17 protein-coding genes are annotated in these 18,100 nt (G+C 39.8%); 12 read left to right on the forward strand and 5 right to left on the reverse strand.

Annotation, left to right across the window (positions count from 1 at the left end):
* Positions 1 to 16 precede the first annotated feature (16 nt).
* From ACO6UW_RS03490 to ACO6UW_RS03505, 4 genes are all read right to left on the reverse strand, one after another.
* Positions 17 to 811 (reverse strand): hydroxypyruvate isomerase family protein, encoded by a 795-nt coding sequence (locus ACO6UW_RS03490; RefSeq protein WP_017387608.1) that lies wholly within the window; start codon positions 809 to 811, stop codon positions 17 to 19.
* Positions 812 to 824: 13 nt separating this feature from the next.
* Complete coding sequence (locus tag ACO6UW_RS03495) at positions 825 to 1,694, reverse strand: NAD(P)-dependent oxidoreductase (protein WP_065388023.1); 870 nt, start codon at positions 1,692 to 1,694, stop codon at positions 825 to 827.
* A 12-nt stretch (positions 1,695 to 1,706) separates the two neighbouring features.
* The gene (locus ACO6UW_RS03500; RefSeq protein ID WP_005066251.1) at positions 1,707 to 2,495 is read right to left on the reverse strand and encodes a crotonase/enoyl-CoA hydratase family protein; all 789 of its coding nucleotides are present in this window, start codon (positions 2,493 to 2,495) and stop codon (positions 1,707 to 1,709) included.
* Positions 2,496 to 2,589: 94 nt separating this feature from the next.
* Positions 2,590 to 5,397: a GacS-like sensor histidine kinase gene (locus tag ACO6UW_RS03505; RefSeq protein WP_065388024.1), complete on the reverse strand. Its 2,808-nt coding sequence runs from the start codon at positions 5,395 to 5,397 to the stop codon at positions 2,590 to 2,592.
* A 172-nt stretch (positions 5,398 to 5,569) separates the two neighbouring features.
* Between ACO6UW_RS03505 and cysM the strand changes: the two genes are divergently transcribed.
* From cysM to ACO6UW_RS03525, 4 genes are read left to right on the forward strand one after another with little or no spacing between them, the layout of a single operon-like run.
* The gene (cysM, locus tag ACO6UW_RS03510; RefSeq protein WP_057077550.1) at positions 5,570 to 6,502 is read left to right on the forward strand and encodes a cysteine synthase CysM; all 933 of its coding nucleotides are present in this window, start codon (positions 5,570 to 5,572) and stop codon (positions 6,500 to 6,502) included.
* Positions 6,503 to 6,514: 12 nt separating this feature from the next.
* Positions 6,515 to 7,333, forward strand: a complete 819-nt coding sequence (locus tag ACO6UW_RS03515; RefSeq protein ID WP_005066255.1) for a 3'-5' exonuclease — start codon at positions 6,515 to 6,517, stop codon at positions 7,331 to 7,333.
* 9 nt (positions 7,334 to 7,342) lie between these two features.
* Positions 7,343 to 8,734 carry a 23S rRNA (uracil(1939)-C(5))-methyltransferase RlmD gene (rlmD, locus tag ACO6UW_RS03520; protein ID WP_057077549.1) on the forward strand — a complete coding sequence of 464 codons (1,392 nt, stop codon included), beginning with the start codon at positions 7,343 to 7,345 and terminating at the stop codon, positions 8,732 to 8,734.
* A gap of 30 nt (positions 8,735 to 8,764) precedes the next feature.
* Positions 8,765 to 11,071 carry a RelA/SpoT family protein gene (locus ACO6UW_RS03525; protein ID WP_002117181.1) on the forward strand — a complete coding sequence of 769 codons (2,307 nt, stop codon included), beginning with the start codon at positions 8,765 to 8,767 and terminating at the stop codon, positions 11,069 to 11,071.
* A gap of 46 nt (positions 11,072 to 11,117) precedes the next feature.
* Here the strand turns inward: ACO6UW_RS03525 and ACO6UW_RS03530 are convergent, their stop codons facing one another.
* The gene (locus ACO6UW_RS03530) at positions 11,118 to 11,891 is read right to left on the reverse strand and encodes an SDR family oxidoreductase (protein WP_057077548.1); all 774 of its coding nucleotides are present in this window, start codon (positions 11,889 to 11,891) and stop codon (positions 11,118 to 11,120) included.
* A 112-nt stretch (positions 11,892 to 12,003) separates the two neighbouring features.
* Here ACO6UW_RS03530 and mazG point away from each other — a divergent pair, with 112 nt between their 5' ends.
* The 8 genes from mazG (at position 12,004) to ACO6UW_RS03570 (ending at position 18,099) form a co-directional block, all read left to right on the forward strand.
* Positions 12,004 to 12,810, forward strand: coding sequence for a nucleoside triphosphate pyrophosphohydrolase (gene mazG / locus ACO6UW_RS03535; RefSeq protein WP_065388025.1), 807 nt, complete (start codon positions 12,004 to 12,006; stop codon positions 12,808 to 12,810).
* A complete protein-coding gene (locus ACO6UW_RS03540) occupies positions 12,779 to 13,183 on the forward strand; it encodes a ComEA family DNA-binding protein (RefSeq protein WP_019767972.1) in 405 nt (134 codons plus the stop codon). The genes mazG and ACO6UW_RS03540 overlap by 32 nt, the downstream gene beginning before the upstream one ends.
* Positions 13,184 to 13,308: 125 nt before the next feature.
* Entirely contained in the window at positions 13,309 to 14,772 is a 1,464-nt protein-coding gene (gene pcnB, locus ACO6UW_RS03545) for a polynucleotide adenylyltransferase PcnB (RefSeq protein WP_002117192.1), read from the forward strand.
* Positions 14,769 to 15,251 carry a 2-amino-4-hydroxy-6-hydroxymethyldihydropteridine diphosphokinase gene (gene folK, locus ACO6UW_RS03550; protein WP_014208398.1) on the forward strand — a complete coding sequence of 161 codons (483 nt, stop codon included), beginning with the start codon at positions 14,769 to 14,771 and terminating at the stop codon, positions 15,249 to 15,251. The genes pcnB and folK overlap by 4 nt, the downstream gene beginning before the upstream one ends.
* A gap of 45 nt (positions 15,252 to 15,296) precedes the next feature.
* Entirely contained in the window at positions 15,297 to 16,106 is an 810-nt protein-coding gene (panB, locus tag ACO6UW_RS03555) for a 3-methyl-2-oxobutanoate hydroxymethyltransferase (protein WP_002117298.1), read from the forward strand.
* A 3-nt stretch (positions 16,107 to 16,109) separates the two neighbouring features.
* Positions 16,110 to 16,958 (forward strand): pantoate--beta-alanine ligase, encoded by an 849-nt coding sequence (gene panC / locus ACO6UW_RS03560; protein ID WP_002117191.1) that lies wholly within the window; start codon positions 16,110 to 16,112, stop codon positions 16,956 to 16,958.
* A 23-nt stretch (positions 16,959 to 16,981) separates the two neighbouring features.
* A complete protein-coding gene (gene rapZ / locus ACO6UW_RS03565) occupies positions 16,982 to 17,833 on the forward strand; it encodes an RNase adapter RapZ (RefSeq protein ID WP_002117179.1) in 852 nt (283 codons plus the stop codon).
* Positions 17,830 to 18,099: an HPr family phosphocarrier protein gene (locus tag ACO6UW_RS03570; protein WP_000567533.1), complete on the forward strand. Its 270-nt coding sequence runs from the start codon at positions 17,830 to 17,832 to the stop codon at positions 18,097 to 18,099. Before rapZ ends, ACO6UW_RS03570 begins: the two co-directional genes overlap by 4 nt.
* The last annotated feature ends 1 nt before the right edge of the window (position 18,100 follow it).

Genomic DNA, 18,100 nt, shown 5'->3' on the forward strand with positions numbered 1-18,100 from the left:
CAGAAGTCGTAACAGTTTATATATTTACATCATCAGAAAAGTATTTTTTCTTCCATGTAAACGACTGATTTGAACCATTCTCAGGTTTATATTCCGCTGCAATATAGTTCTGATATGAACTTTGCTTTAACCAAGAAAAAATTTGTTCATAAGGAATTTGAGCTGTATCAGGCTCATGGCGGCCCGGACAGTCTGCAAATTGAATATGTCCAATTAAGTTAATATTCTCTTGCAAACCCTCAAGTACATCTTCACCCATCATGGCCATGTGATAGCAGTCATATTGCATTTTGAGGGCAGGGTGATTGACTGCTTCTAGCATTTCTTGGCCCTGCGCAATGTTCTGCACCAAAAAGCGAGGCATATCCGTGCCATTAATCATTTCAAAAACGGGTTCTATATCATGTTCACTGAGTAAGTTGCAGGCAAGTTTTAAATTGGCTGCTAGTGTTTTTAAACAAGGAAGTAAGTCAGCATCTAGTGGTTGCTTACCCGCCAAAATATTAACACGAGGAACGTTTAAAGCCGTGGCATAGCTAATAGCCAATTCTAATGCCTCATGGAAAGCTGTTTCTTGGCCGGGAATGCCTGCTAAACCGTTTCCGCCTTGCATAAGATCACCTGCAGGCACATTAATTAAACAAAGGCTGAGGTTGTAGCGTTCGAGTTGAGTTTGAATATCTGCAATAGACAATTCATAAGGAAATTGAATTTCGACATATTCAAAGCCCTGAGCATGGGCCAGAGCAAAGCGTTCAATTAAAGGAACTTCGGTAAAAATCATGGATAAATTGATTGCAAGACGACCCATACTCAAACTCCGTTTATTTTTGCTCTATTAATTGAATCATAGTAGCTAAATCTTTCTCGGCAAAGCCATTTTTTTGGTGAGTTTGTAGCTGTAATAGAGCTTTTTGTGCAACTGGGATATCTAAATTAACATTGTTAGCCAATGTTACTGCGTTGTTAAGATCCTTTGATAATGTTTGAACTTTCCACTGAACAGGTTCAAAGGTATGAGTTGCCATACGTGGGGTGAGAATTTGAAAAGGTTTTGAATCTGCAAATCCACCCGCTAAAGCTGGAGCGAGCAAAGTCGTATCTACACCCGCTCGATCTGCAAGAGCAACAGCTTCTGCAATAAGAGCACTGTTGGCTGCAACAATGAGTTGATTGCAGATTTTGGTGGCTTGGCCAGTTCCTGTATCTCCCATCCGTGTTACACGTTGAGATAAAACATTATAAACAGGCGTTAATTCTGTAATGGTTTGAGCATCACCACCTGCAAAAATAACAAGCGTGCCTTGTTCTGCTCCAGCTGTTCCACCTGATACAGGTGAATCAATCCATGTAACATCATGCGCGGCAGCAGTTTGAGCAAGCGTTTTTGTTGCAGTAACAGATAAGCTTGAGAAATCAACAATTACCTGTTTAGCTTTTAAGTTCGGCTGAATTTGTTTAAATACTGCCTCTACGGCTTTGTCATCTGCTAGACAGATTAAAATAACAGGATATTCGCCAATATTTATAAGATCTAGAGGCTGTGCGCCGATATCAATCAGTTCTTCACATGCAGAAAAGGTTCGATTCCAAACCGCAACTTGAAAGCCAGCTTGAATAAGGCGGGTTGCCATGCGGCTCCCCATAAGCCCTATACCTAAAAAAGCAATAGAGGTGTTGCGATCAAAATTCATAATCTAAGCTCTTTATTTATATTGGCGTGGTAAAAAATTAACTTCTGGATGTTTGTCTTTTTTACGAGCAAGTTTGCTATTTTTACCAAGTAATAATTTAAGTTGCCAGATTTTTTCTAGACGCAATGACTTTTCAGGTTGGTGTTCCATTGCATCAAGTACACGTTTTGCAGCAGTGAGAGCATCAGGTGAGCGTTGTAACATTTCAGTGGCAATTTCATTTGCTTTTTCTAGCGGAGAGTCGCTTAAATGAGTTACAAGACCAATTTCTTTTGCATAATCTCCATCAAAAACGCGGGCCGTTAAGGTGAGTTCTTTTGCAAGATCAACGCCAATTAAGCCTTTTAATGAACGAGTAAGTCCCATATCTGGAACTAAGCCCCAACGGCTTTCCATAATCGACATTTTTGTGTCTGGATGAGAAATGCGAATATCAGCTGCTAAGGCAAGTTGCATCCCCGCGCCAAAACAATATCCTTCAAGAGCTGCAATCACAGGTACAGGTAAATTTTGCCAAATCAGGAATGCTTTTTGGAACAAGCTTTGTCCAGGCTTCACAAGCTCCCAAATGGCAAAAGCGGAGTTTTTCGGATTATTCAGGTCAGATAAATCAATTCCGGCACTAAAAACTTGTGCTTCACCTGTCAAAATCACACAGCGGATATCTCTATCTTTTTTAATGGCTTTTGCTGTTGAAACGAGTTCTTTTAATAAGGCAAAACTCATGGCGTTACGTTTATCAGGACGGTTTAGATAAACTGTTGCAATGCCATTATTCTTTTCAATACGTAAAAGTGCCATGAAATTCCCGCTTATTTTTTTATCGATAAGCGGAGCATAACATGGCTGTAATTTGGAAACATGACAGCTCAGTCATGCCTATTTAGTCGGTCTGTTAGTCAGGGATTACTAAGATTTGATGAGCAGCACTTTCAACTTCTTTAACAACAAGTCCTAACTCATCAAAGCGTCTCATAACTTCTTCAATAAAGCCTTCATCGGCTATACGGCGTTCTTTGCGTAGTGTTGAAATAAATTGTTCAAAGTCACCTGTCACTTGTTGTAGCTTTGGAGTCCCTACATAGCGAGTAGCACCATAAAGACGATGTAAAACATGCTCAAGTTGAGGGAAGTCTTCAAGCTCAATAAGCTGCTGCATTTCGTTTAGCTCAGTTGGGAAGCTATCAACTAACATTTTAAGTAAATCTTGAGCAAGATCTTCTTTGTTTGCTGCAAGCTGCAAGCTTTGTTGCCAGTTTAGAATTTCTGGGTCTAATGCTTCTGTAACGACATGATGGTCTTTATCTGGAGCTTTTGCTGTAAAGTTGTTTTTAGTCCATTGCGTTAAAATCTGAATAATTTGTTCCATTTGAATTGGCTTAGTGACGTAGTCATTCATGCCGACTTTGAGAAGTTTTTGTTTTTCATCGGCAAGGGCATGGGCTGTTAATGCAATAATTGGAAGTTGCATTTCACCATCTAAAGTCGACTCTAATGAACGAATAGCACGCGTGGTATCAATACCTGACATAACAGGCATTTGAATATCCATAAACACTAAATCAAATGGTTTGAGTTTCTGATCGATTCGCTCTTGAATCAGATTAAGCGCTTCTTGACCACTGATTGCTTTAGTTGTTCTAACGTTAAGTTCACCCAGTAGAGCTTCTAAAACAATTAAGTTAGGTAAATGGTCATCCACTGCCAGAATGTGTAAACCCTGACCATTGAAATCTTGTTGTTCCTCTTCAAAAATAGGTTGATCATTTAATAATTGAATGAGTCCGCTTCGGCTAAGCGGTTGATAGAGAGGGCGAGCACGATATTCAGTGAGCATGTTTGGCTCAAGCGTCATTTGATAGCCATAAACTGCCAAATTACCTTGATAACGACTACGAATTTCTTTTAATAACGCCTCAGTATCACCACTATGGTCAACAATGAGCCATGTATTATCTTTCTGATCAAGATGTTTTAAACGACTAAATAAGTCCAGAATCGATTGTGTCTCGATGTGAGGAACATGATAGTTTTCAAGGTAGTAACGTAAAACACTCGCTGTAGCAGGGTGCGCAAGATAAGACACCACTTGTAAATGTTCAAAGTGTGGGTGTTCGATCTCGTAATCTTCATCTACTACAAATTGTGCGGTAAACCAGAAGGTTGAGCCTTTTTCTGTTGGAGCACGTTCCTGATTATCTTCAAAGCCAATTTGGCCATGCATGAGATGGACAAGCTGTTTAGAGATCGCAAGACCTAAACCTGTACCGCCAAATTGACGTGTAACGGATGCATCACCTTGCGAGAATGATTCAAATAATTTTTTACGATCTGTACCGCTTAAACCAATACCACTGTCTTGAACACTAAAATGAAGTAGGCATTGTCCGATATCATCATGTTCCATACGAACACGAACAATAATTTCGCCATCTGGAGTGAACTTAATCGCATTCGAAATCAAGTTAGTCAGAATTTGTTTGAAGCGTAAAGCATCACCAATCACTTGTTGTGGAATATTGTCGGCATAGTAAAAAGCCATAGCGATATGCTTTTGGGCAGCCAGTGGAGACAGCATATCCATGACATCAAAGACGGCTTCTTCTAAATCAAACGGCGCTGTTTCGAGCTCTAATTTACCAGCATCAATTTTTGAGAAATCTAATACATCATTAATTAATGCCAATAAATGGGCTGATGACTTGCGAATAGTTTGCAGGTAAAGATTTTGTTCGTTATTTAGGTTTTGTTGACGAAGTAATAAATGAATAAAGCCATCAATACTGTTTAAAGGCGTTCGAAGCTCATGACTAATATTAGCAAGGAAAACTGATTTGGCTTGGTTCGATGAAATCGCTTGGTCACGTGCTTGACGATAGGTAATGTTTTGAACTTCTAAGGTATCTAAAGTTCTACGTAAGTCTTCTTCGGTTTGTTCGGTGTGTTCTTTTAACTCTAAAAAGCTAAAGTGCAATCGTTTAACAACGTTTGCAATATCACGCTGTAATAAGCGCAATTCACCCGTACTGTTAATGACCATATGCTGGTCCAACGTGTCTGCATTTAAACGTTGCAACTGCATGCGAATTTCGTACATCGGTGCAATCCACCGACGCGAATAAAAATTCAAGCAAAGTAAAAGTAACAGTAAGGTCATTAAGCCAGTAATGACGAGGGCAATCAAAATACGGTAACGTGCCAATTCTAGTGGCTGATTATCCATTTCAATCACAAGCCAGACAGGTGCTTTTCCGGGTGTGTCGCTAATCCGCTGTCCATAAATATTGTTGTGGTTATAAGAGATTGGACCAAAAAAATTATTTTTTTCAGTAAAGTTTGGCCAGTAACGATTGTCTCGATAACCGATACTTAAATAAGTCTGACCATTACTATCAATTAAAGCAGCACGCTTTAGATTTTTTTCATTAAACATGCTTTGCATGATGTGCTGAGCATGGTCATATTCATCGGGCTGTAGTTCAACTAGGTGGTATAAATCTAGTGCGATTTGATTATAGCGAGCTAAAATTGCTGAGGCATGATGTAGCTGTTGTTGTTTTACTGAATGCGAGGTTTCAGTTAAAACCAGAAAAGCACCAACACACGTTAAAATCATAATGGGCACAAAAATAAGAGCAATCAATTGCCCATATGCATGATTCAGACGTAAGCGTTTCGATAAGGTTTTATTGAAATTAGACATGGCTACATCAGATTTATCTCTCTGTACGGCATCTTATCACGCTTTATTTTAAAACAGACGGCATTTTATAAATGACCGAGCTTTAATCGCTTTCATGAAAAAGCATATTGAAATGGGTGCAGTACCGAGTATTTTTTCATACAATAGGCCCACCTCGATATAGGTGTTGATCATGAGTAATACACAACCTGATTTTTTAGCTGACGAATTTTTGTTAGATCACTATGTAGGTAAGACACCTCTAGTTCGTTTGCAGCGATTAGCTTCTCATACGCAAGCGTTAGTTTTAGCAAAATTGGAAGGTAATAATCCGGCAGGTTCTGTAAAAGACCGTCCTGCATATAACATGATTATGCAGGCAGAAAAACGTGGTCAAATTAAACCGGGTGATACATTAATTGAAGCAACCAGCGGTAATACAGGTATTGCGTTGGCTATGGTTGCGGCAATGCGCGGCTATAAAATGAAACTTATTATGCCGAACAATATGAGCCAAGAGCGTAAAGATGCGATGCTGGCTTATGGCGCAGAGCTGATTGAAGTAACACCGCAGCAAGGAATGGAAGGTGCACGTGATTTAGCCTTACAAATGGAAAAAGAGGGTAAAGGTCACGTTTTAAATCAGTTTGGCAATCCTGATAATGTTGAAGCTCATTATTTAACGACTGGTCCTGAAATCTGGAAACAAACAGGTGGGAAAATTACCCATTTTGTGAGTTCAATGGGCACAACCGGTACCATTATGGGTGTTTCTAAATATTTAAAAGAACAAAACCCAGATATTCAAATTGTTGGTTTACAGCCTGCAGACGGATCAAGTATTGCCGGTATTCGCCGTTGGCCAAAAGAATACTTGCCTACTATTTTTGATAGTAGCCGTGTGGATCGTATTATTGATATTCCACAAATTGAAGCTGAAAAAACTATGCGTAAATTAGCTCGTATGGAAGGTGTTAGTGCTGGTACATCTTCAGGCGGTGCAGTTTGGGCATCAATCAAAATTGCAGAAGAAAATCCGGATGCTGTTATTGTTTGCATTATCTGTGACCGTGGCGATCGCTACTTGTCTACAGGTCTGTTTTCAGTACAGGACGATAACTCATAATTGAGAGAAATAATGCGTTTCCCTACCTTAGTTTTTGATATTGAAACTTTAACTGATTTAAAAGCGGGTGCGCATTTATATCATCTTGATTTACCTGAGGCCGATGTAGAGCAAGCATTGACGAAAATCCGTCGCCAAGAATCTGGTATGGACTTTCAGCGTTTGCCTTTACATGAAATTGTTTGTATTTCTGGCTTATGGATCGATGAGTCTGGTTTTCGATTATTTTCTTTTAGTCGAGAACAATATTCTGAAGCAGAAATTTTACAGAAATTTTTATCTATTTTTGATAAGCGCCATCCGACTCTAGTAAGTTGGAATGGTTCGCAATTTGATTTACCAGTTATCCTATTTCGCGCTATGTATCATGGGCTATCTGCCCCCGGTCTGTTTGATCAAGGCGAGATTGATAGCCAGAAGCGTTTTAATAATTACCAAAACCGTTATCACCATCGCCATATAGACTTAATGGACGTTATGGCAATGTTTAATGGCCGTAATTTTCAAAAGCTTGACGATATTGCCTGTATTTTAGGTTTGCCGGGTAAGCGTGGTGAGTCGGGTTATCATGTGCCTGAATATGTTCGTAATCAACAGTGGTTAAAATTAACGAGCTATTGTGAAGGAGATGTGCTCAATACGTGGTTTATTTATTTGCGTTGGTTAGTACTAAAAGGCCAATTAAATGCAGATGAACATAACCATTGGATTAGTTCGAGTATTGAATATTTACAGACCATGCCACAGCAGGCTGATTTTCTTGAAGTATGGGAACGCACTTCAAAACATACTGAATTTACTTCTCACTATTTTAATTCTTCAGATTTTTAGGTTCATTCTTTGAAACAACAAGCCAAATCTCGCAACCTTCAACAACCAGAATATATTTTTCAGGTTGAAACACTTTCTCATGAGGGGCGGGGAATTGCGCATTATGGTTCTCATCCAGATCATCCGGCAGATAAGCATGGCAAAAAAGTTTTTATTCGTTATGCATTGCCAGGAGAAACTGTAAAAGCTCGGATTACCCATCAAGCGAAGCGTCTTGAAGAAGCTGAAATGTTGCATTTGTTAGGAGAACCGTCATCACATCGTATCGAGGCAATTTGTCCTCATTATGGTATCTGTGGTGGATGTAGCATGCAGCATATTCACCCTGATGAACAAATCCGTTTAAAACAAAGTGTACTTCAGTCACATTTACAGCATTTTGCAGGTATTCAGCCTGAACAGTGGCTAGAGCCGATTCGATCTTTACAAAGCGATTATCGTCGTCGTGCTCGAATCGGTGTGCGCTATTTGCCAAAACCAGATCGCTTAATTATGGGTTTTCGCGAACATCATAGTAATCGTCTAACTTCGATTCATAGCTGTAGTGTTTTGGATAAAAACTTATCAAATAGTCTGCCTGAGTTACGCACTTTACTCCAAAGTCTAAAAGGCAAAGCACATATTGGTCATGTAGAATTAGCAAAAGGTGATCATGAAGTTTCTTTATTGGTTCGTCATGTAGAAAAATTAAACAATTCTGATGTCAACCAATTAAAGCAATTTGCGTTACACAAAGGGTGGCAATTGTATTTGCAACCTAAAGGTCCGGAAAGTATTCATCGTATTGATGATGAACAAGGTGCTTTACGTTTACATTATGCCTTGGAGAGGTTTAATGTAAATTTTGCTTTTTCGCCATTGGATTTTACTCAGGTCAATGCCACAGTAAATGAACAGATGGTTCAATTGGCATGTGAATTGCTTCAGTTGCAACCAGGTGAAAAGGTACTTGATCTATTTTGTGGTTTGGGCAATTTCTCACTCCCGTTAGCACGATGTGTTGGTGAGAGTGGTCAGGTTGTCGGTGTTGAAGGGAGTGAAGAAATGGTGCAGCGAGCAACAGCTAATGCGAAATGCAATAGTTTGGTGCAAGCAACCTTCTTTTCACAAGATTTAACAAAAGATTTTTCGCATCATTCTTGGGCAAATCAAGGATTTGATGCATTATTGATTGATCCTCCTCGTGCTGGTGCATATGAAATTATGCAGTATGTATCAAATTTTGGAGCAAAAAGAATCGTTTATGTATCATGTAATCCAGCTACACTGTCAAGGGATGCGGGTGTTTTGGTCCAATATGGTTACCAGTTAAAAAAAGCAGCAGTGATGGACATGTTTACGCATACCGAACATGTTGAATCCATTGCACTATTTGAAAAAATTCAAGAGATAAACGATTAAAAACATGAGTTACATATTGAGGAGAATGGTATGGTCACAGTACGTGAACAGTTACCTGAACAACTAACCGAGTTGTCAGAGGAAACGACTGTAGAGCATGCCGCCGAAACGCAAATCGGTTTAGCCTCATGGTTGGATCGGGTGCGTGAAATATTAGATGGGGCGGAGCTTGAACAACTTGAAAAAGTCGCTCATTTAACCCTGCAAAAAGAGTTAGATTCAACGGTTAATCATCGTTCCAATACTTTTGCTACAGGCGTTGGAATGGCCGACATTCTGGCACATCTTCACGTAGATGAAGATACTTTATCAGCAGCAATGCTTTATCGTAGTGTGCGTGAAGGCATTACCGATATAGAAGAAGTAAAACAGAAATTCGGGGAGCAAGTGTATAACCTTGTCAAAGGTACTTTGGCAATGGGTAAACTTTCAGAACTTATTGAAAAAAATAAACGGTTAGAAGATCACTTTAATAATAATCAACGAGAACATCTAAGCGGCATTTATAAAATGCTGATTTCGGTGACAGAAGATGTTCGTGTTGTTTTAATTAAACTTGCTGAACGTACTTATTCTTTGCGAGAGCTTGCAAATTCCTCTCGTGAACGCCAAGAACGTGTAGCGCGTGAAATTCTTACTATTTATTCGCCGTTGGCACATCGACTTGGTATTGCTCAGCTTAAATGGGAGCTCGAAGATCTAGCATTTCGCTATTTGGCTCCAGATCGCTATAAAGAGATTGCTTCATTACTCAACGAAAAGCGTTTAGAGCGTGAGCATTATATTCAGTTCGTCATTGACCGTTTGAAAAATGAGTTAGCGTCTTACGGTATTGAAGCTGAAATTACAGGTCGTGCAAAACACATTTATTCGATTTATCGAAAAATGAAGAGCAAAAACCTGAGCTTCGACCAACTTTATGACATTCGTGCTTTGCGTGTGTTGGTCAATAGTGTGCCAGAATGCTATCACTCTTTAGGTATCGTACATCAAATCTGGCGTCATATTCCGCATCAGTTTGATGACTATATTACAAACCCGAAAGCCAATGGTTATCGTTCTTTGCATACGGCTGTAATTGCTGAAAACAAATCTCTTGAAGTGCAAATTCGTACTCACGAGATGCATGATGAAGCAGAGTTAGGCGTATGTTCACACTTTAACTATAAAGAAGGTTCAAAGAATACCGACCATTCTTTTAACCATCGTTTGCATTCATTACGTGCCGTTTTAGAACATTATCAAGAGCGTAATGAAACGACGGTACATCAAAACGAAGATGAAACAGAAGGCTTTGAACAGTTACAAGACTTTGAAGGCTTTGAGAAGATTTATGTTTTCAGTCGTGATGGTGATATTAAGGAATTGCCGCGTGGCTCAACAGTTTTAGATTTTGCCTATCATGTGCATACAGAAGTAGGGAATAAGTGTTATGCAGCGCGGGTCAACCAGCGTTATGTGCCACTTACCTATACTTTAAAAACGGGTGAGCAGGTTGAAATTTTAACTAAAAAAGATCGTGAACCAAACCGTGACTGGTTGGTGAACTCTCTGGGTTATATCAAAACCTCTCGTGCACGTGACAAGTTGCGTCATTGGTTTAGACAACAAGACCGTAGTAAGAATCTTGAAGTAGGCCGAGAACTGCTTAATAAAGAGTTGGCTCGTCTTGCGATTCACCCAAAAAGTATCGACCTAAACGATTATTCATCACATTTTAATGTGAAGACCGGCGACGACATTTTGGTGAATTTGGTCAGTGGCGATATTAGCTTACATGCCCTGATTAATCAGGTGAACCGCCAAATGCATCTAGATCAGGATGAGCCTGAACTAGTACTTAAACCAACGTTAAATCCGCGTGCTAGCCATACGCTATCAGCACATGGCATTTTAATTGATGGTTTAGATAATGTAGAGCTGCACATCGCTCAGTGCTGTCAGCCGGTACATGGTGAATCAATCGCTGGATATATTACTTTGAACCGTGGTGTCAGCATCCATAAAGTCATTTGTTCTGACTATCAGCGTATGATTAAGCAAGAGCCAGAGCGTGCTGTTGAAGCTGATTGGGAAATGCAGCCAACACGTGGTCAAAGCGTTCAGATTGTGGTGGAAGCATATGATCGTCGTGGTCTGCTTAAAGACTTAACTCAAGTGATTTTCTCAGACCAAATCAATATTCGTCAGGTTAATACAATTTCTGAGGCAGATGGTATTGCTAATATGAAGTTGCTCATTGAGGTTAAAGGTTTAGCGCAGCTTTCTCGTTTATTGGCTCGCCTAGAGCAGCAACCTGGAATTATTAGTGCTCGACGCATGATTCAAGGCGTTTAATAAATTAAGTAAAAAGGCTGTCAAATGACAGCCTTTTTACTGCAAATTATTTTCTAGATAAATAAATATTGGTGAGTCGATTTAGAAACTGAGGGCTCAACGTTGAGAGCTGATAAAGCAGTTTGGTTTTTATACCCACTGGAATATGGGTAGGCGTCCAGAAATGAGCCTTTTTCTCTACAAGCGTAAGCACCTGCTGAGCAATATCATTTGGGGTTAAATCTATCCCCATATTCTGAATGGTGCCTGCATCCATATTGTTAACCATTGCAGTTTGTACAAATAGCGGCATCACATCTAAAACGCGAATACCATATTTTTTCCATTCCACATCTAAACCTTCAGTAATTCCACGAACTGCAAATTTACTAGCAGAATAAGAAATCAAATCAGCTTGCCCATAAATTGCAGAGGCTGAAGAGAGGTTGATAACGCGTGCAAAAGACGCTTGCTTTAAGTAGGGTAGAGCAGCGTGACAGCCATTGATTACGCCGTTTACATTAATATTTATTGTTCTTTGATGAGCTTTAATATCAGTCGTTTCAAACGCGCCAGAATATAAAATACCTGCATTATTTACCAAAATATTAAGTTCACCAGCCCATTCGGTAAATTCTTTTAATATGTGTTGCCACTGGCTGTAGTCACTTACATCTAGATAGCCGGCACGGGCATTTGGCCCTAAGTCATTTGCTAGTTCCTGAGCAAGCGATTCATTAATATCATAAATGCCTACTTTATATCCTTGTTTGTAGAATACGCGTGCAATTTCAGCCCCAATACCTTGAGCGGCGCCACTAATCAGAATACTGTATCTCATCTTTTTTCTCTTTGTCAGTACAATAGTGCGACTGATTTAATCGCTTTGATTTTGATCATAACAAATTAAAATCTTAGTTTGACTGACCGACTTTTTAAACTTGAGGGTTACCATGGATAAATTGCTTAAAATCATGCAAGAGTTACGTGAAAAATGTCCGTGGGATCAACAACAAACTCCAATGTCACTGACTAAATATGCGATTGAAGAAGCATATGAGGTCGAGGCGGCCATCCGCCATGGCGATATTAATGAAATTAGAAATGAACTAGGCGATTTGTTATTACAGGTTGTGTTTCAATCACAAATGTTTAGTGAGCAAGGCGCTTTTAACTTTCAAGATGTTGTTGAGGCAGTAAGTGAAAAGTTAATACGCCGTCATCCCCATGTTTTTCAGGCAGATCAATTTAATAATTTAACACCAGAACAAGTAAGTGAGCTTTGGAAACAAATAAAACAACAAGAAAAACAAGGCAAGCCGCAATCAAGATTAGATGAAATTAAACATGGGCCAGCCCTGTTACAGGCACAAGAAATTCAAGCAAATGTAGCTAAGGTTGGGTTTGATTTCGAAACGGTAGAAGATGCTTATGAAAAACTAGAAGAAGAGTTGGATGAGTTTAAACAGGCCCTAAAAAATCAAAATATTGATGAAATTCAAGACGAATTTGGAGATTGCCTGTTTTCATTAGTCAATGTTGGACGTAAACTTGCGATTTCAAGTGAAACATCACTTTTATCGACAATACATAAATTTAGAAGCCGTTTTGCTTTTATTGAAGATCAAGCGCAAAAACAGCAAAGAACATTAGAGGACATGACTCTGTCTGAAATGGATGAATTGTGGAATCAGGCAAAGCGGCAGTTAAAGTTAGGGGAAAAAACACATGCAGCTCAGCATGAATCTTTGGAAGAATAAACACAATATTTTCATTGTTTTATTTTGGAGCCTGATCTCATCAGCCCTAGTTCAGGCTCAATCTTTTGATCAAAATTTTAAGGAGTGGAAAGCGAAACAGCAGATGTATGATCAGAAGTTGAGCGTGCAGCGGCCCTCTCATTCTAATAGTCCAAAAAGTTCAGTTATGACTGATTCGTCAGGGCAAATTCACTTAAATCAAGCCAATATTGATGAGCTCCAAAAGCTAAAAGGTATTGGTGAGAAAAAGGCTCAGGCGATTGTGGAATACCGTCAAAAGAATGGTGGCTTTAAAAATATTGATGAATTTAAAAACGTAAAGGGTATTGGTCCAGCCATTTTTGAAAAGAATAAAACGCGTTTGACTTTATAAAGCATCTATCTGTCAATTATCATTTCATGCGCAAACTACAGAGAATCAAATTGCCCTTTGTGTGCGTTAGAGCTATGATTAGCGACAACTTGTTATTTACGTCCTGACGTAGGAGACAGCGTCTTTTGCAAACCTTGCGAGCGTCAAAATGTGGTTTGTCCACAGCCCAACTTCCTTCTTCGATTTTAGATGTGATCGATAGCCTGACTAAAGCTGGCTATGAAGCTTATATTGTTGGGGGTGGTGTCCGTGATTTAATGCTAGGGCTTAATCCTAAAGATTTCGATGCAGTCACTAATGCAACACCTTCCCAGATTAAAGAAGTTTTTGGTCGACGTTGTCGAATCATTGGCCGTCGATTTGAATTAGCACATGTCTATTCAGGGCGTGAGCTTATTGAAGTCGCAACTTTCCGTGCTCCTCCTAAAAAAGCAGTCACCAGTGCTTCAGGCATGATTTTACGTGACAATAACTGGGGAACCATCGAACAAGACTTTGCTCGCCGTGACTTTTCAATCAATACGCTATATTACCAACCGCGTAAGAGTATTGTGCTTGATTTCTGCAAAGCAATTGACGATGTAAAAAATAAAACCCTACGTTTATTGGGCGATCCAGCACAGCGCTTCGAAGAAGACCCAGTGCGTATGCTGCGAACTCTACGTTTTGCAGCCAAGTTAAATTTCAAAATTGATTCAGATATTCTCGATATCTTTGATGCAGAGATGACGCAACTATTGCGTGATGTTTCTCCGCATCGTTTATATGATGAATCTCAGAAGCTCTTTACAATGGGACATTTGGCGCGTGTTTTGCCAATGTTGATTGAGTTTGGAGTTTGGAAGCAGCTCTTTGCCGATATTCAGCCTAACCTCACTCCATTTATTCTAAGAGCAGCAAAGAATACAGATCAGCGTATTCAAGTGGGTAAAACAATTAACCCTGCATTTTTCTATGCGGTCTTGTTGTGGCAACCATTTTTAGAGCGTTGTGAATTTTATTTATCTAAAGGTGTGGTACCAGCTGAAGCTCGTGCACAAGCTGGTTTAGATGTCTTAAAACGTCAGGCAACCCGCACTGTGATTCCTCGTTTTGCAGAAACTTTTATTCGTGAAGTTTGGGAAATGCAGACCCGTTTGCTTAATCCGAAACCACAGCAAATTGAAGCATTGGCTGGACATGCGCGTTTCCGTGCTGGTTTTGACTTCTTGTTACTTCGTGAAAAGTCAGGTGATGACACAACACAAGGAATGGGAAGCTGGTGGGAAGCCTACCAAGAAATGTCGAATGACGAAAAAGAAGCTGCAATTAGCCAGTACAATCGTCAGAAAGCTAGAAACCGTCGTAAAGCCGTTGCTGAACCTGTTGAAAACAATAAAGTTGAGACGGAAATCGAACCTTTGGTTGATATTCCTGAACCACGCAGCCGTCGTGGGAAAAAAGAACGTGCTCGACAAGAACAATCGATGGGTCGTTTCGTTGAAAAAGCCTCTGCTTCAGAAGCTGGGGTGATGAGCGACCATCCGATTTTGAAGCGTAAGCGAGTACAACGCGATTTAAGCCAAGTTATTTTTGGGCCAACGCAATGACAACGAAGACCTATATTGGTTTAGGAAGTAATTTGGGTGATTCGCGCCAAATATTATCTGAAGCCATTGCTAAGCTTAAAACTTTAGGTGGAGTGAAAGTTTCTAAACTTTATCAAAGTCCACCTATGGGGCCTCAAGATCAACCAAATTATTTAAATGCAGTTGCAGAACTAAATACAGATCTCATGCCTTTAGATTTGTTAGACCAGTTACAGCGATTTGAGCAAGAAGCTGGTCGTGTACGCCTTCGTCGTTGGGGAGAGCGTACCTTAGATCTAGATTTGCTTATATATGGTGATGAAAAAATTCAAAATGAGCGCTTAACTGTGCCACACATTGGAATTCTAGAGCGAGATTTCGTTGTAATTCCTTTATTAGATTTAGACGCTGATTTACATATTAACGATCAGCCACTTAAAAATTTAGAACTCATACAGCAGCCCACGCTGACTGTACTTGCTGATGAGTCTTGGGCTTAAAGCCTGACTTATTACGTTCTGCAAACTCCTGTAGAGGATACCATCATGATTAGTCTAAGTGACTTAAGAAAATTTAAAGCCGAAGGACGTAAGTTCTCTTGTCTAACTTGTTACGATGCGAGTATGGCAAAAGCAATGGAACTTGCTGAAATTGATACAATCTTAATTGGTGATTCTCTTGGAATGGCAATTCAAGGTCGTGACTCAACTTTACCTGTAACTGTTGAGGACATGGCTTATCATACGGCGGCGGTGCGTCGCGGTAACCAGCATGCTTTGATTATGACTGACTTACCATTTATGAGTTATGCCACCTTAAATGATGCTTTGCAAAATGCAAGAACAGTTATGCAAGCTGGTGCCCAGATGATCAAAATTGAAGGCGGCGCTTGGCTAAGTGAAACTGTACAAGTGTTAACTCGTAATGGTGTACCTGTATGTGTACATTTAGGTTTAACTCCTCAATCTGTACACGTATTTGGTGGTTACAAATTACAAGCTAAAACACGTGAAGCAGCTGATCAACTTATTGCTGACTGTACGGCAGTGGTTGAAGCAGGTGCGGCAGTTCTATTGCTTGAATGTGTTCCTGCTCAGTTGGGACAAGAAATTGCTGAACTATTTCCAAATACACCTGTGATTGGTATTGGTGCGGGTAATGCGACTGATGGTCAGGTACTTGTAGTACAGGATATGTTGGGTTTAACTTTTGGTCGAGTTGCGCGTTTTGTCCGTAACTTTATGAAAGAACAATCTGGCGAAACTGCGATCCTAGATGCTTTTAAAGCTTTTCATGCTGCTGTGCAGGACCAGTCATTTCCAGCCAAAGAACATACTTTCCACGTTGAGCTGTAATTCATGAAAACAGAAACCACCATACAAGGTCTTGCAGCTTCTTTAAATCCTGCTAGAGCTGCGCGTAAAATTATTGGTTTTGTCCCAACAATGGGAAATCTACATGAAGGACATCTCACACTTGTTCGTGAAGCGAAAAAGTTATGTGATGTTGTGGTTGTTAGTATCTTCGTAAATCCAACTCAATTTGGACCGGGTGAAGATTTTGACAACTATCCTCGTACTTTAGAACAAGATAGTCGTCTATTAGCCGATGTTGGTTGTGACATTATTTTTGCACCATCAGTTGAGCAAATGTACGGTACTCAGCCGCGTTTAACCAATATAAGTGTTAGCCAAATTACTGATGCTTTATGTGGTAGTTCACGTCCTGGGCATTTTGATGGCGTAGCTTTGGTGGTCACCAAACTCTTTAATATTGTGCAACCTAACTATGCTTTCTTTGGTCAAAAAGATTACCAACAGTTAGCAGTGATTCGCCAGTTTGTACAAGATTTAAATATCCCGCTAGAAGTAATTGGTGTGCCAATTGTTCGTGCAGCAGATGGCTTAGCTCTTAGTTCAAGAAATGGTTATTTAAGTCCAGAGCAACGTCAGGTCGCTCCGGTTATTTATCAAAGTTTAAAGCAAGCTGAGCAGCAGTTACATCAAGGCAAAGATCTACAACAAGTTTTAGAAGATATCAAAACTCAGTTGACAGATAATGGGTTTGTTGTGGATTATGTCGAAGCTCGTCAGTCAAATCTGTTACCTGCTACTCAGTTTGATCGTGATATTGTGTTGTTCATCGCGGCAAAATTGGGTGCAACTCGTTTGATTGATAATTTAGAAGTTGCCTTTACACCCCAATAAACAGATCAAAGGACAGCCATGCCATGAAGCGTATACTTATCGTGACAGGACAGTCTGGTTCAGGAAAATCTTCGGCTCTCCAAGTGTTAGAAGATTTGGGCTATTACTGTATTGATAATTTGCCTTTGGCATTGCTGCCCGAAATTGTGGCAAAGCTAGATCATGAAAATAATCTAGAGCAGTTGGCATTAGGTGTGGATGTTCGAAGCACTCGTGCAGATATGCAAGAGTTCGATCATGTTTTTGAGCAACTACAAAAACATGGCACAGTTGATGTGATTTATCTGACTACGCAAGATCAGGATTTGATCGCACGTTTTAGTGCATCACGTCGTCCGCATCCATTGGCCAATCGTTTTAAAAGTCTGTTGCAATGTATTCATGAAGAAAAGCAATTGCTGCTCCCAATTCAGTTCCGTGCTACGGTTCATATTGATACAACGGATAAAAGTGTTCATGATTTAAAGCATATTTTACTGTCTAAATTGGGGCAGTCAGATAAGCTTATCGTGATATTGCAGTCATTTGGATATAAACATGGCATTCCTTTAGATGCTGATTATGTTTTTGATGTACGGCATTTACCAAATCCGCATTGGGATTTAGAATTGAGACGTTTTTCTGGTTTGGATGAGCCAGTAAGACTATTTTTAGAAGCAAGTCCGCAAGCAAACGAAATGTTTGATGATATCCTTCACTTCTTAAAAAAATGGCTTCCAGCATTTGCTGAAGGACATCGTCACTATATGACGATTTCTATTGGTTGTACGGGTGGTCAACATCGTTCCGTTTATATCGTAGATAGACTAAAACAAGCACTTGAGGCAGAATGGTCTGTTCAGGTCTTACACAGAGAAATGAAGCACTGGTCATGATAGACACAACTGTTGATGTAATTAATAAACTCGGTTTACATGCTCGTGCATCAGGAAAACTGATAGAGGTCACTACAAAATTTCGTTCGTCGATCCAAATTGGAAAAGGCGATCATTTAGTAGATGCAAAAAATATTATGTCTTTGCTGATGTTAGGTGCAGGTAAAGGGACCACTTTACGATTGGTCATTGATGGTACCGACGAAGAGCAGGCATTAAATGAAGTACAGGCGTTATTCGCCGCAAAATTTTATGAGGCAGATTAAT

The sequence above is a fragment of the Acinetobacter sp. JADD-222 genome (assembly GCF_049310645.1).